This window comes from Dyella sp. CR10, assembly GCF_055814425.1.
In genome coordinates, this window is sequence record NZ_CP185986.1 from 4981749 (window position 1) to 4996595 (window position 14847).

The 14847-nt window shown below is 66.9% G+C and carries 13 protein-coding genes; 4 read left to right on the forward strand and 9 right to left on the reverse strand.

The window, feature by feature from the left end; translation table 11 throughout:
• Window positions 1-6 precede the first annotated feature (6 nt).
• Window positions 7-2604 carry an MtrB/PioB family outer membrane beta-barrel protein gene (locus ACNR9O_RS22305; protein WP_473684604.1) on the forward strand — a complete coding sequence of 866 codons (2598 nt, stop codon included), beginning with the start codon at window positions 7-9 and terminating at the stop codon, window positions 2602-2604.
• Window positions 2605-2615: 11 nt separating this feature from the next.
• A complete protein-coding gene (locus ACNR9O_RS22310) occupies window positions 2616-3323 on the forward strand; it encodes a c-type cytochrome (protein WP_473684602.1) in 708 nt (235 codons plus the stop codon).
• Between the two features lie 3 nt (window positions 3324-3326).
• Here the strand turns inward: ACNR9O_RS22310 and ACNR9O_RS22315 are convergent, their stop codons facing one another.
• From ACNR9O_RS22315 to ACNR9O_RS22335, 5 genes are all read right to left on the reverse strand, one after another.
• Window positions 3327-4736 carry a DUF2867 domain-containing protein gene (locus tag ACNR9O_RS22315; RefSeq protein WP_473684600.1) on the reverse strand — a complete coding sequence of 470 codons (1410 nt, stop codon included), beginning with the start codon at window positions 4734-4736 and terminating at the stop codon, window positions 3327-3329.
• A gap of 65 nt (window positions 4737-4801) precedes the next feature.
• Window positions 4802-5131: a metalloregulator ArsR/SmtB family transcription factor gene (locus ACNR9O_RS22320; protein ID WP_473684598.1), complete on the reverse strand. Its 330-nt coding sequence runs from the start codon at window positions 5129-5131 to the stop codon at window positions 4802-4804.
• Window positions 5132-5210: 79 nt separating this feature from the next.
• Window positions 5211-5930 (reverse strand): pseudouridine synthase, encoded by a 720-nt coding sequence (locus tag ACNR9O_RS22325; protein WP_473684596.1) that lies wholly within the window; start codon window positions 5928-5930, stop codon window positions 5211-5213.
• A 7-nt stretch (window positions 5931-5937) separates the two neighbouring features.
• Complete coding sequence (locus tag ACNR9O_RS22330; protein ID WP_473684594.1) at window positions 5938-6714, reverse strand: ABC transporter permease; 777 nt, start codon at window positions 6712-6714, stop codon at window positions 5938-5940.
• A complete protein-coding gene (locus tag ACNR9O_RS22335) occupies window positions 6711-7670 on the reverse strand; it encodes an ABC transporter ATP-binding protein (RefSeq protein ID WP_473684592.1) in 960 nt (319 codons plus the stop codon). The genes ACNR9O_RS22330 and ACNR9O_RS22335 overlap by 4 nt, the downstream gene beginning before the upstream one ends.
• A 91-nt stretch (window positions 7671-7761) precedes the next feature.
• Here ACNR9O_RS22335 and ACNR9O_RS22340 point away from each other — a divergent pair, with 91 nt between their 5' ends.
• A complete protein-coding gene (locus ACNR9O_RS22340) occupies window positions 7762-8508 on the forward strand; it encodes an FAD-binding oxidoreductase (RefSeq protein ID WP_473684590.1) in 747 nt (248 codons plus the stop codon).
• A 319-nt stretch (window positions 8509-8827) separates the two neighbouring features.
• Window positions 8828-9160: a hypothetical protein gene (locus ACNR9O_RS22345; protein WP_473684588.1), complete on the forward strand. Its 333-nt coding sequence runs from the start codon at window positions 8828-8830 to the stop codon at window positions 9158-9160.
• Window positions 9161-9174: 14 nt separating this feature from the next.
• Here the strand turns inward: ACNR9O_RS22345 and ACNR9O_RS22350 are convergent, their stop codons facing one another.
• The 4 genes from ACNR9O_RS22350 to ACNR9O_RS22365 form a co-directional block, all read right to left on the reverse strand.
• A complete protein-coding gene (locus ACNR9O_RS22350; protein ID WP_473684586.1) occupies window positions 9175-10110 on the reverse strand; it encodes a fimbrial protein in 936 nt (311 codons plus the stop codon).
• A gap of 108 nt (window positions 10111-10218) precedes the next feature.
• The gene (locus tag ACNR9O_RS22355; protein WP_473684584.1) at window positions 10219-11250 is read right to left on the reverse strand and encodes a fimbrial protein; all 1032 of its coding nucleotides are present in this window, start codon (window positions 11248-11250) and stop codon (window positions 10219-10221) included.
• Window positions 11250-14009: a fimbria/pilus outer membrane usher protein gene (locus ACNR9O_RS22360; protein ID WP_473684582.1), complete on the reverse strand. Its 2760-nt coding sequence runs from the start codon at window positions 14007-14009 to the stop codon at window positions 11250-11252. The genes ACNR9O_RS22355 and ACNR9O_RS22360 overlap by 1 nt, the downstream gene beginning before the upstream one ends.
• Window positions 14006-14743, reverse strand: coding sequence for a fimbrial biogenesis chaperone (locus ACNR9O_RS22365; RefSeq protein WP_473684580.1), 738 nt, complete (start codon window positions 14741-14743; stop codon window positions 14006-14008). The genes ACNR9O_RS22360 and ACNR9O_RS22365 overlap by 4 nt, the downstream gene beginning before the upstream one ends.
• Between the last annotated feature and the right edge of the window lie 104 nt (window positions 14744-14847).

Sequence of the window (14847 nt, forward strand, 5' to 3'; positions counted from 1 at the left end):
CGGACGATGCGCAAGCTCCAGTTCCTTCTCCTCGCGCTGCCAGGCCTGGCAGCGGGTACAGCATCGGCCCAGGTCGCGGATGGCAGCGACACCATGCGCGTGGGCGACATGCAGTACGGCAATGCGCTCGATCCGCGCGGCTGGACGCCGACGCTGACACCGGTGCAGGACGGCTTCTCATGGCTGCACGCGGGCATGAAGCGCACGCCGACGGGCGCCTTGTATCCCTATCCGCCGCAAGCCGATGACGGCACGCCGCTGGCGCCCGGCAGCGACTGGACTTACCGCGGCCTGCTGCAGCTGGGATACATCCATTTGAATGGCGACCGCAACGCGGAGTTCTTCCGGCAGTACAGCGATTGGAAGAACGGTTTCGCGCTGGGCTATCTCGGGCTGATGTTCGACAACCGGCGCACCGGCCAGTACGTGGAGTTCCGTGGCAGCCGGCTCAGCGCCGACGATCAGTACTACCGCCTGCGCGCCGGCAAGTACGGCAGCTACAAGCTGGAGGCGTTCTATCGCGACATGCCGCATACGGTGTCGACCAACGCGTTTCCGATCTGGAACGGGATCGGCAGCAGCAATCTCACGCTGCCGGCATCGCTTACGCCGGGCGGGAGCACGCCGGCGCAGATCGCCGCGGCATCGGCCGCCGCGCCGCGCCGGACCATCGGGCTTACCCGCACGCGCAGTGGCCTGTCCCTGGAAGGCGAGGTTTACCGCGGCTGGATCGGCACGGCTGCGATCAGCAACGAGGAGCGCAAGGGCACGCGCCTGTGGGGCGGCCCGATGTTCTTCGCGTTCGACCAGATCCAGGGCGGCGTCAACGAGACGGTACGCCCGATCGATTTTTCCACCACCGACGTCAATCTCGCCCTACGCAAGGTGGGTAAGGTGTGGCGCTTCGTCGGCACCTATACCGGCTCGTTCTTTCGCAACCATAAGGATCACCTGGACTACCAGAGCCCGTTCCAGCTGCAGAACGTGCTGGGCGTGACGCAGGTGGCGAACATCTACCAGGGCGAGTTCTCGCTCGAACCGGACAACGACTACCACAACCTGCGCCTGGATCTGTCGCGCGAGCTCAAGGGCAACGGCCAGTTCAGCGTCGCCGCCGCGTGGGGCACCATGCGCCAGAACGACGCGCTGCGCCCTCCGGTGACCTGCACCGGCGTGCTCGGCATCGACATGACGCCGATCGGCGGCCCCAACTACACCTTGCCTTGCGCCAACTGGAACACAACCGCCGCGCTGTCGCAGAAGAACGCCAACGCACGCATCGATACCGGGCTGTTCGACGCGCGCGTGAGCTTCCATCCCTCCGCCAACTTCGGCTGGCATGCCGGCCTGCGCTGGTACCGCGAGGACAACAAGACGCGCTATCTCGCCTACAACCCGCAGACCGGGCAGTACGGCTACATCTCCGAGAACGGTTCGCAGGGCAGCATCGTGCCGGGCGAGGTCGGGATATTCGATCCACGCAATCCGCTGTACTGGTCGTCCAACGTCACTGTGCGCAACGTGCCCTACGGCTACGACGATACGCTGTTCGAACTGGGCGGCGACTGGCAGCCGGGCCGGCGCGACAGCCTCGGCGTCACCTATACCTTCGACCATAACGAACCGAAGTATCGCGAGCGCAAGTGGGTGGACGAGCATCGCGTCAAGGTGTCGTGGGTGTCGCGTTCGTTCGGCGACGCCACGTTGCGCGCCAGCTACGAGTTCGCGCGGCGGCGCGGCGGCACCTACAACTACGATCCCTATGCGCAGTTCTTCTCCGAATCGTTGCCGGGTTTCGTCGACCCCGCCACCGGCCTGCCCGCACACACCGTGGCCGACATGCGCAAGTACGACCTCTCAGACCGCGACGAGAGCAAGGCGCGGCTGATCGTCACGTATCCGTTCGGCGACGCCACCACGGTGTCGGCCACCTTCTATGGCAACCGCGATCAGTACGCCACGCCGATCGGCCGGCAGGACACGCGCAGTACCGGCACCACCCTGCAATGGGATTGGCAGCCCACGGCGCGCATCACGGCCAGCGCGTATCTCGGCATCGAGACCTCGCGCATGGGTATCGCCAACGTGGGCGATGCCGATGGCGGCGCGGCCGGCGGCGCGCTCGGCACGCCGGCGCAGACCAATCCCCATCTTGGCGGGCCGCTGTATCCCTATGCCAATCAATGGTGGGAATTCGATCGCGAGCGCAACAGCAATGCAGGCTTCACGCTGACGCACGATTTCGGCCGCGTGCGCGCCGACCTCAGCTACAACTACAGCGGCTCGCTCGGCCATGTCGGCTATAACTTCGCTTCGCTCGGTTCGCTCGCCTATCGCGGCTCCGACGCGATCGCCGCCGCGGGCGAGGGCTTCCCCGACAACAAGTACCGCAGCAACACGTTGGACCTGGGATTCAATGTCGATTTCACACGTCGCTTCGGCATGCGCCTGTTCGGTCGCCGCGAAACCGGCAGTTTCACCGACTGGCATTACCTGGGTTTCGACCAGACGCTCAGCTATGGCCAGCGCATCTATACCGACAAGGGGCCGCAGAAGCGTTATGGCGTCACCTTGCTCGGTGCCATGTTCAACGTGAAGCTGTGAGGAGGGCCGCGATGATCCGCCAGCTTCTGCTCGTCATCCTCGCGCTGGCCATGTCGTGCATCGCCGACGCACAGGAGGCACCTGCGAGCGCGTCGAGCGCGTCGACCCGGCCGGTGGCCTTGCTCGACGTGCGTGCGCAGCCGCCGATTCATGGCGATGCGGGGGCCGGCGCGGGCAAGGCCGCCGTGTGCGCTGCCTGCCACGGTCCGCAAGGCATCGCCATCGCGCCAAACTTCCCGAATCTGGCCGGCCAGTCGGCCACCTACATCTACCTGCAGCTGAAGGCCTTCAAGCAGGGGCAGCGCAGCGATGCGGTCATGACCGGGCAGGCTGCGGCGCTCAGCGACCAGGACATGCGCGATCTCGCTGCCCACTATGCGGCGCTGCCAGCCAAGCCCGTCGGCAAGCCGGATGCATCGTCGCGTGGCGCGCAGCTGTTCCTCGCGGGCGATCCGGCCAAGGGCGTGCCGCCGTGCCAGGGTTGTCACGGTCCGGCGGGGCAGGGGCCGACTACCATCTGGCGCGGTGCGCCGGATACGCCGTGGCATACCTTCCCGCGACTGGGAGGACAGTCGGCGTTCTACATCGGGAAGGAGCTGGGCGATTACCGCAACGGCAAGCGTGTCGGGGTCAGCAACGGCAAGGTGATGGAGGGCGTAGTGCAGAACCTGGACGAGGCCGATATCCAGGCCCTGGGGGCCTACATCGAATCGCTTTGACGCTCAGGACGACAGCACGCGCAGCGGCGCGTGCCGCGGGGCTTCGCGCAGGAATGCATGCTCCGCCGCCAGGCGCAGCATGGTCGGACTGACATGCTGCCGGTGTACGCGTTCGATCAGCGCGATGTACACGTGGCCAAACGGGTTCTTGCAGTGCACGCGAGTGCCCAGGCTCAGCTCGATGCCGGCGCCATCGACGATGCGTACCGCCACGCACGAGCGGAAGCGCAGGTGCTTGTCGTCGGCGCCGAGAATGACCTGCGCATGCCGCGCATCCGTCGCCAGCGCCAGTACCGGAAAGCGGCCATCGAAGCGCTCGCCCGGCTGATGCGACAGCAGCGAGGACACCGGGCAACCCAGCGTCGACGTGCGCAGGCCCAGCGGACGCACGAGCGTATTGCGCAGCCTCATCATGCGCGACACGCTCGATGGCGGATTGCGCAGGAAACCGTCCAGCAGCTCGGCCAGCAGGCGAGGCGCGCCGAGCCGGGCCAGCATCGGATCGTGCAGCCGGATGCGCACCATGTCCTCGTGCTGATAGATGCGCTCGAGCTGCGTGCGCAGCAGGGAATCGGCCGGCGGATCGATCGGCTGTACCGGCAGGCGCCCTCGCGTTTCCCACAGGAAACCGCCGGCGCGGCGGCAGGCGGCGACGAGGCCGCGCAGTCGTCCGAGCGTACCGCGCGCAAAGGCGCACAGGCGGCTCTGCAGCGAACCCGGCGCCGCATCCAGCGCAAGCGCGATGGTGGGGATGTCCTGCGGCATGGGTGGATTCGCGGCCAGCCAATCGATCACCGCGTTCGGCAGCGTCTCGGTCAGTGCCGGTATCGACGCGGTGCCGGCCAACACCTGCTGCCGCAGCGTATCGCTCAGGGCGCCGCCCAGCTCGTTGGTGTGGCAGGAGATGGCGAACAGCGCCGGATGCGCGGAGCGCGCATCGAGCGGCGCGAACTGGTGCCAAGTCGCGCCATCGAAGCGCACGGTGAACAGGCAGTCCGGCGGAATGTCGACGTGGTGCAGGCCGCGCACGAAATGCGCCGGATCAGCGGCCAGTTCGTCCAGCGTGGCGGTGGAGAAGCGCAGCTGCGCGCCGCCGCTGCCCGACACGGCGGTGAACACCCGGTGCCCGGCGTGCCGGTGGAATGGATGTCCCTTGGCGCCGACCGAAAAGGTATAGAGCGCGGTGGCATCGCCCTTGGCGACATCGGTGCCGCCCAGCGTGGTGGACGGTTCGTCCAGCGCATCGATAAACGCTGGATGCGCGCGCTGCCGCGCCGTGGCGCCGGCATGCATCTGGTCGCCGACGCCGTGTCCCAGCTGAGCGATCAGCGTGACCTCCACCGGCAGGCCGCCGTGGGGCGAGGGAATCACCGCGGCGGGAAAGCTGCCGGTACTGCGTGCCTGTGTCGCCATGACGCACTCCTCCTGCGGCGAAGCGCGCGGCATCGCCGGTCTGGTTCATCCGTGTCGTTGTTCCCCTAGCCGTCGCCCGTCTTGCTGCGTGCGGCGGCGAGCTTGCGGGATTCGCGCTTGAGCGGACCGGCCTTGGGACAGACCTCGAAGGCGAAACCGGTGAGCGTGTTCACCAGGTTGTCCTTGTTGAGCCGGTACACCACGTACTGGCCGCGCCGCTCGCTGCTCACCAGGCCGGCGTTTTCCAGCAGGGACAGGTGGCGCGAGATCGCCGGCGCGCTCATCGTGAAACGACTGGCGATCTCGCCGGCACTCAGTTCCTGGGCCGACAGATAGGCCAGGATTTCACGGCGGGGGCGGGAAGCCAGCGCTTCGAAGATCAGATCGACGGCCATCAGCTCTTAAGCAATTAAGATATTAGTTAAATATATAGGCCTTGGCCGAACCCATGTCAAGCGCCGCGACGACGGCGCCTCACCATTGCGTGCGGTTGGGCAGCAGGCCCTTGAGTTCGGCGTCGGTGAGATTGCGCCACTGACCGGGCTTGAGATGGCCGAGCTTGACGTTGACGACGCGTACGCGGCGCAGCTGGGTGACGCGGTAGCCGAAGGCCGCGGCCATCAGGCGGATCTGCCGGTTCAAGCCCTGGGTCAGCACGATGGCGAAGCCGAACCTGGCGATCTTGCGGGTGCGGCAGGGCTTGGTCATCTGGCCGTGGATGCGCACGCCCTTGGCCATGCCGGCGAGGAATTCGTCGGTGACCGGCTTGTTCACCGCCACCAGGTATTCCTTCTCGTGATTGTTCTCGGCGCGCAGGATCTCGTTGACGATGTCGCCGTTGCTGGTGAGCAGGATCAGGCCTTCCGAATCTTTGTCCAGGCGGCCGATCGGGAAGATGCGCTGCGGGTGGTCGACGAAGTCGACGATGTTGCCGGACACGCTCTGGTCGGTGGTGCAGGTGATGCCCACCGGCTTGTTGAGCGCGATATAGACGGCGCGCTTGGCCGCCGGCGTCGAGGCGAGGACCCGCGCCTTGACGATCTCGCCGTCCACGCGCACTTCGTCGCCTTCCAGCGCCTTCGCGCCGGTACTCACCACCTCGCCATTGATAGTGACGCGGCCGGCCAGCAGCAGCTCGTCCGCTTCGCGGCGCGAGCAGAGACCGGCTTCGCTGATGTACTTGTTGACGCGCATGCCCTGGTTACGAACGCAGTCCGACGCCGCGCTTGAGCAGGTACAGCGCGACCGCCGACAGGCCCGCCACGAACAGCAGCATTACGCCGAAGGCGACGCCGATGTGCACGTCGCTGACGCCCAGCACGCCGAAGCGGAAGGCGTTGACCATGTACAGGATCGGGTTGACGCGCGAAATGCTCTGCCACGGCTCGGCCAGCATGTTTACCGAATAGAACACGCCGCCCAGGTAGGTCAGCGGGGTGAGCACGAAGGTCGGCACCAGCGCGATGTCGTCGAATTTCTTCGCGTACACGGCATTGACGAAGCCGGCCAGCGAGAAGATGGTCGCGCCCAGCAGCACCGAGGCGATGGTGATCAGCGGATGGGCCACCTGCAGATGGGTGAAGAACAGCGCGATGATCAGCACCAGCGCGCCCACGACCACGCCGCGCGACACCGCGCCGGTGACGTAGCCCAGCAGGATCACCCAGTTAGGCATCGGCGATACCAGCATTTCTTCCACCGCGCGGCTGAACTTGGCGCCGAAGAACGAGCTGGAGATGTTGCCGTAGCTGTTGGTGATGATGCTCATCATCACCAGGCCGGGCACGATGTACTGCATGTAGCTGAAGCCGCCTTCGATGGTGCCGATGCGGCTGCCGATCAGCTTGCCGAAGATCACGAAGTACAGCGTCATCGTGATCGCCGGTGGAATCAGCGTCTGGGTCCAGATGCGCATGATGCGCACGATTTCGCGACGGACGATGGTGCCCAGCGCGACGAGGTTGGCGGAGGCGTTCATGCGGCCTGCTCCTTGGCGCTGCGGCCTTGCTCCACCAGGCGGACAAACAGTTCTTCCAGGCGGTTGGTCTTGTTGCGCATCGAGGTGACTGTGACGCCGTGCGAGGACAGCGCGGTGAACATGGAGTTGAGGTCGTGGGCGCGGGACATCTCCGCTTCCAGTGTGTGGTCGTCCATGCGGCGCAGGTTCACGCCGGGCAGGGCCGGCAGCTCGCCGGGCACGCCGGCGACATCGAGCACGAAGGTTTCCGAATCCAGCGTGGCCAGCAGGCCCTTCATCGTGGTGTTCTCCACGATGGTGCCACGGTCGATGATCGCGATGTTGCGGCACAGCTGCTCGGCTTCCTCCAGGTAATGCGTGGTGAGGATCACCGTGGTGCCGGCCGCGTTGATGCCGCTGACGAACTGCCACATGGAGCGGCGGATCTCGATGTCCACGCCGGCGGTGGGCTCGTCGAGGATGAGCAGCTTGGGCTCGTTCATCATCGCGCGGGCGATCATCAGGCGGCGCTTCATGCCGCCGGAAAGCGTGCGCGCCGGGTCCTGGGCCTTGTCCCACAGGCGCAGCTCGCGCAGGTACTTCTCCGCGCGTTCGGTGGCGATGCGCCGGGGGATGCCGTAGAAGCCGGCTTCGTTCACGCAGATGTCGAACGGCTTCTCGAAGACGTTGAAGTTGATTTCCTGCGGTACCAGGCCGATCAGCTGCATCGCCTTGCCGCGCTGCTGGTTGACCGACACGCCGAAGATGCGCGCGTCACCGCCGGTGGCGTTCACCAGCGAGGACAGGATGCCGATCAGGGTGGACTTGCCAGCGCCGTTGGGGCCGAGCAGGGCGAAGAAGTCGCCAGGCTCGACGGTCAGGCTGACGCCCTTGAGGGCTTCGACGCCGTTGGCGTAGGTCTTGCGCAGGTTGTCGACGACGAGAGCGGGAGCGGATGAAGATGGCGGGGTGGGCATGGGCTGCACCGAAGGGGCCAGCCTCCTATTATAGCGGGCTGGTTCCCGCCGGCCGGTTCCGCCGGGCGCACTCACTGTTTCCCGGATTCCCATGGCCGATCACTTCACTCTCCGCCTCGTCGACAGCCACATGCTCGCACCCACCGTGCGCCACCTGGTGTTCGAGCGCGCGGACGGGCAGGCGCTGGCCTTTGTGCCCGGACAGTTCCTGCAGGTGCATTTCCAGTACGAGGACGGCACGCCGACCAAGCGCAGCTATTCGATCGCCACCGTCGGCGATGGCCATTCGCCGGTACAGCGCATCGAGATCGCGGTGAGCTACGTCGAAGGCGGCGCGGCTACCAAGCTGCTCGGCAGCCTGGAGCAGGGCCAGACCATCGAGGCCAGCGGCCCCTACGGGCGTTTCTGCCTGCAGCCGGGCGACGCCCACCCGCGCTACCTGCTGCTGGCCACCGGCACGGGCGTCACGCCCTACCGCGCCATGCTGCCGCTGCTGCGCGATCTGCTGGCCAAGGGCGGGCGTGAGGTGGCCTTGCTATACGGCGCGCGCAACGAGACCGAGCTGCTGTACGGCGAGGAATTCGAAGCCTTCGCCCACGAAAATCCCGGCTTCTCCTTCCATCCCTGCCTCAGCCGCGAGCCGCGTGCGGTGCCGCGTCCTCACGATCGCAGCGGCCACGTGCAGGGCGTGCTGGCGGAGCTTTCGCCCAGCGCGGACCGCGATATCGCCTATCTCTGTGGCAATCCCAACATGGTGGACGGCGCCTTCAACGCGCTGAAGGAATACGGCCTGCCGGTGCCGCAGATCAGGCGCGAGAAGTACATCTCCTCCCGCTAAGCTGCCCCTTGCCGCACCGCCGCGTCTCTACGTCGCGGTGCGCCCCGTTTTCTCCGTCGATCGCTCCGGCGGTAAAGCCCTGCATTGGCAGGCCTCTAGGCGCGCTACCACGGTCCGATAGCACGACATTGATGTAAGTCACTGACAGGCCTAAAACCTTTGGGCATAGGCCTGACGACATACGCTTGCGCATTGTGATGTTCATCACAAATCCAGACGGCCATCGGGATTGCCATTAAAGCCCGGTCGCCGGCAGCCGACAGACCGGAAAAGCGCTCATCCGTTTCAGGGGGCGCGGGAGGGCGGTATGCGGATCTGGATGCGCAAGACGCTGATGGTCGGTCTGGTCGCGGTGGCAGGGTTGCCCGCCGCGGCGATGGCCGATGGCGGGACAATCGTTTTCTCCGGCGCGGTCGTCGAACCCACGTGCGCGGTCGGAGTCCAGCGCATCGGCGATGCGCAAGGCCACGTTGCGCCACGCCGCTATCACTGTTCCGAACGCACCGATGCCACGCCCGGCCAGCTCGCCCAGTCCTATGCGCTGTCGGTGAGCGACACCATAGGTACGCCGCTCGCCTCAGACCCCTTAATCGTCTATTTCGCCCAATACTTGAGCGCGCAGCCGAAGCTGGTGACGCAGACCTACGACTGATATCCGCCTCGCGCTCATCGGTAGGACAGGGTGAAGGTTGCGGTCGCGTTCACCGTGCCCGGCGTGACCGGCGCTGCCGTCTGGTAATACCGCGCGTAGTAGGTCAGGTCCAACGGACCGTCCGGCGTCGTGCCGACGCGCGAACGCGTGCCGAACGCGACCGGCACGAAGCCCTGATCGACCAGCTGCACGCCGACGTTCCTGGCCCGGCCACTGCCCGTCGCCGGCGCGATCACCCCGGTCGAGCCGCTGGCCGGCGTGGCCGTATCGAACTGGATGAAGAGCTGGCTGCCGGCCGAGCACTGCAGGGATAACGGCACCACCGTCGCGCCGGCCACGGTGCCGACGCCGTTGAACGCCGTGTTGGACACCGTGGGCAAGCTGACGTTGATGACGCTCGTGTTCACCGAGCAGGACGGGTAGACGAAGGTCAGCGCGGTCTTCAGATTGAAATTCTCGACCCGCAGGTTGTTGGCATATCGCCAGTAACCCAGCGTGCCGGTGCTCAACGTCGCGCCGTTGGCGATGGCCCCGGTCTTGACGAACTCCAGGCCCGAGGTCACCGACATGCTGTAGCTGCCCGAGGCGATCGAGCCGCCCGGATACGCGCGCAGATAGTTGGACGTATCCGGATGGGTGACCCGGTAGCCGATGCCGGCCACGCTCGTGGGAAAGACCGAGGATGACGCCGATGGCTGGCTGCCGACCAGGTTCGTCACGCCGGTCGACGTCGTGCCGGTGCAGCTGATCTGCGAGATGGGCGAAGGCGTGAACTGAGCCGAGCTGACCAGCGTCGCGCCCACCGGCAGGTTAGGGTCGATGGTGATGGTGGCGTTGCCGAAACTGATGTCGACGTTGGACGTGCTGCCGCTGGTGAAACGGCAACTGGCGTGCGCGCTCAGCGGCAGTCCGAGCATGGTGGCCGCCAGCAGCGGAATACGGCGAATCAAGATGTTTGCCCCCTGCATGTACCTGGCTTTCTCTTGTGCATCGCGGCGGCCGCTCCTGGCTGCCTGCGACCGCCGGCGATGCCGGCGACGTGACCCGTGTTCGATGCGCTATTGGTAGGTCAGCGTGTAAGTGGCGGTCGCATTCACCTGGCCGCTGGTGATCGGCGATCCCGTCCGGTAGTACTGCGCGTAGTACGGAATGCTCAGCGTGCCGTTGGGTGTCGCGCCCAGCGACTTGGTGCTGTTGAACGTCACCGGGCTGAGGCTGCCATCCAGCAACTGGACGCCGATGTTCTGCGCCTGCCCCGTGCCGGTGGAGGGCGCGATGACACCGGTACCCGCGCCCGCATTGGCGGTACTCAGCGTGATGGATACGTTGGAGCCCGACTGGCAGCTCAGGTTGATCTTGAAGCCGGTGCGTCCGGCTGTCGCAGTGGCCGAGGGCAGCGCATTGGTGCTTACGGTCGGCAGCGTGATGTTGAGCGTCTGGGAGTCGGTGTTCACGGAGCAGGCGATCACCGTGACATTGCCGCCGCTGAAGGAAAGGCTGGAGAGCGGACCGACGCTGGCCGTCTTGCCGTAGATGTACCACCAGAACTGCATCAACTGGATCGTACCCAGCGGGCCGGGCGTGATGGGGCCGGTCTTTACCAGCTTGGCGCTGAAAGTGGAGGTCGCGCTGGTGGTCGGATAGTTCACCGTCACCGCTTCGAAGCCCGCCGTGCTGCCGGGGCCGCATCGCAGGCAGCTGTTGTCGGAGGCCTGCACCGGCGACGCGGTCACCACCAGCGCCACGCCGGGCACGTTGGTGGCGAAGGCGATGCCGCCGCCGCTGGGCGGATCGGTGGCGTCGCGCGGGGCGAGGTTGCCCGCCTGCATCGTCACCACTTTGCCCTGCGTGGTGTTGTCGTACGGCATGCCGGTGCAGCTGATGGTGATGGCAACGTTGGCGGAAGTGGCCAGCACCGAACCCACCGGCAGGCTGGGCGACACGCTGATGTTGCCGAAGCTCAGCGTGTTGTTGGTGATGTTGCAGCTGACCGCCGCGCTGACGCCCAGCGGCAACAGACACAGCAGCAGCGCCAGCAGCGCAAGGACGCCGAGGCGGCGAGGCAGGGAGGACACTCGTTGGGTGCGCATCAGGGCTGACTCCCGCTGCCGGACGCCACCATGCAGGTAGCGTCGAGCTTCTCGTAACTGTCCGTGCCCTTGGCGGCCGCGGGCAACTGGTAGGGGAACTGGCAGCGCAGCGCGGTCTCGTCGGCGGCGTGCCACTGCACGCTCAGCACGCCGCGGTCGCGGGCGCCGCGCACCAGGATACGTCCGGCCTGGCCGACCACGCCCACGCTCTTGCCCTGCTCGTCCAGCACATCGGCGCCGAACGGCACGCTGCGGCCGTCGGCCTGCTTCACGCGCACGATCATCGAGCGGCCGCTTTCGGTCTTGTAGCGCAGCATCACGACAGAGCCGGCGTGCGGCGCGACCTGTGCGCTGGTGGTTTCCAGCTGCACCGACAGCGGCAGGCCCTTCGGATCGATCTGCACGGTATTGAGGTTGTACGGCGTCAGATAGGGCACGAGCGCGTAGCCGGCGCCGTTGATGCGCACGCCGGCGGCATTGATCACGCGCGCGCCCTTGGCATCCGGCGCGGAGACGATCGCTACCGTGTCGCCCATCGGCTGGCCGAAGGTCACGCCGCCCGGATGCGCCACCACGGAGCCCGCGATGGTGAGCGAGCCCTGCGAGTAGCCGCTGCCCTTGCCGTAGCTGGCGTTGATCTGCGCGAACGGGCCGCGGTAGCCCCCGTACACGGTGCCGGCATTGCCGGACGCCGCGCCGTTGCCGCCGTTGTCGTGCGTCGCGGTGGCGCCGTAGCTATATTCGTTGTCGATGCCGGCCGTGCCGCTCAGCGTGCCCTGGGTCAGCGAATGGCCATCGCTGTCGTGGCTGACGGTCGCGCCGAAAGTCGGCGCATGCATGCCGTCGCCCAGCGGGAGGGAAATGCTGGCGAAGAACTGGCTGCTGAAGCGGCCATTGACGTCGCGCACGCGCGTGGCCGACAGGTTGTAGCTGAGGCGGCGGAAGACATTGTTGTAGCCCAGCTGGAACTGCACGTCGGTGCCGTTGCGGTTCCAGTAGTCCACGGCGGAGCCGGTGACATAGATGGTGCCGCCGCGCTGGCCCAGGCGCTGGTTGACGTTGATGTCGAAGCGGCTGCGCTGGCGGTCGAACTGGCTGGTGAAGGTGCTGAAGTTGTTCGACGCGCCCTGCAGCGCCTGGCGCTGCGCGGGCGTGAGCAGGTTGTTCGTAGCGACGCCGTCCACGGTGGTGAGCGTGGTCGGATCCACATAGCGATAGCCACGCGCGAGGTCGCGCGTCAGCAGCGCGTCGCGCAGCCCGAGGTAGCCGCTGGTCGAATAGCGGTACGTGGCCACGCTGAAGGACGTGTTGCTCTCGGGAATGATCTTGCTGTAGCTCAGCCGCACGCTCTGGCCGTCATGGCTGGACTGGCCGGGAATCTCGGTGCGCGCGGCGGTGACGTCCAGCGCCAGCGCGCCGTAGCGCGTATTGAAGGCGCCGCCGACCTGCACCGCGCCGTAGCCGGAGGTGCCGACGATGCCCGCATAACCGGTCAGCAGATTGCTGAAGCCATGCTGCATCGTTGCCTGCGCGATCGCCGGGCGCGCATGGATCGCCGTGTCGTGCAGCTCGCCGGCCACCAGCGAGAAGCGCGTGACGCCGGGACGCAGCAGCTGCGGCACCGACGCATACGGCACGGTGAAGTTGCGCACGCGTCCGTCGGCTTCGGTGATGGTGACCGCGAGGTCGCCGCCGTAGCCGGTCGAATACAGATCCGAGATCACGAACGGACCCGGCGCCACCGTGGTTTCGTACAGCACGATGCCGTTCTGGCGGACCGTCACCTTCGCGTTGGATTCGGCCACGCCGCGCACGGTCGGCGCGTAGCCGCGCAGCGAATCGGGCAGCATGCGGTCGTCGGTAGCGATCTGCACGCCGCGGATGTTGACGCTGTCGAACAGTTCGCCGCCGGTGTACGAGTCGCCGATGGTGAGCTGCGCGCGCAGCGAGGGCAGGTCGCGGCGCACATAGGTGTCGATGTTCTGCCAGTGGCGGCGCGAGGGCGCGCCGGCTGCGCCGGACTGCATCAACAGCGTCGAATCGTGGCGCAGCTGCCAGCCGCCCAGGTTCAGGCCCGCGTTGAGGCCCAGGAACGAGGAGGTCTGGCTGATGCCGCCGCTGCGCGTGCGGTAGCTGTTGAAGCTGTAGTTGAGCAGCGCGGCGTTGACGCCGCGGTCCCAGTTCTCCGGGCTCACGTAGCCGCGCGCGCGTGTGCCCAGCCAGGCCTGGGGCACGCTCACGTCCAGGCGCAGATTGCCCTGGTCGAAGGTCATCGTCGCCGCGTCGATGACGTTGCCGATATCGGTGCAGCCCTGCGTGTCGGCCAGCTTGGCCTGCTGCTCGGGCGAGAGCTTCTGCAGCGGCAGGCCGAGCCGGTCGAACAGCTCGCGCGACAGGCAGGGGATGGCGTTGGCATTCGGCGAGGGCGCCGCGAAGCGCACGTCGCCGCGGGCTACCCAGGCGCCATTGAGGAAAATGTCAGTACGGTAGTTGCCCGGTGCGATCACCTGGCCGCGCTCGAAGCGGCTGATGTCGCCGGTGTTGCGGCCGGCACCCGACAGCAGGTTGCGGTCGAAGCTGGCATCGATCGGCGCCGCATCGGCGGAAGCGGCGGACGCGCCGCCGGCCGCGGGCGCGGCGGCGAGCGCATCGACGCTCCAGCCGCCCAGCACACCGGCGATCGCCACGCACAGCAGCGCGCGCCGGGCCAGCTGGCCTCCGGTGCGGGCGTTGCCGTCCGTGGCGCGCACGGAACTCACGGAGCGACGGTGCCCGTGTAGTTGTCGGCGGCGCCGTAGTCGTTAATCGCGGTGTACTTCACGGTGCTGCCGGCGACCGCCTTCGGCGCGCCGTCGTGCAGCGGCAGGCGCAGGTCGGACAGCGGCGCGACCATGCCCAGCTCGGCGCTTACCGACTTGCCGCCGATCGTCACCGCGAGCTCGGAAATGGTCACGTGGAAAGGCGTGGGGTTGTGCGCTACCAGGGCCTTGCCGTCCGCCTCGACCTTCCAGGTCAGCTGGCCCGGCGCCTTCAGCGGATCGCCCTGCAGGCCGGCCGGGCGATAGAACAGCTTCAGCCGCGAACGCAGCGCCAGCTGCAGCAGGTTCTGGCCTTCGGCCTGCGGGCCGGTCGGCTTGGGCGGCACTTCCAGCACGTTGAGCCAGAACAGCGACTCGCGGTCGGCCGGCAGCTGCTCGTGCGTATAGACGATGCGCAGGCTCTGTTCCTTCTTCGCCTCCATGCGGAACAGCGGCGGCGTGATCAGGAACGGCACATCGACAGATTCGGGGGTGGAATGCACGTCGCCGCGATCGATCCACGACTCGACCAGCACGGGGTGATCGTTGTCGTTGGTCAGGCGGACGGTGACTTCGCCGTCTTTCGCGGGAAAGACCACGCGCGTGCCGCCGATCAGCACATTGGCCTGCGCGGCCGGAGCGCCAAGACACAGGGCCAGCAGGCCCGCGCCCAGGGCGCAGACGAACTTCCTCATGGGATTCCCTCGCTGCGAAGAACGGTTCCGCCGCGTGGCGGCGGAGTTTGCGCCGGACCCGCTGGGGGGTACCGGCGCCGACTTGCCTCTTGCTTCTTGCGTCG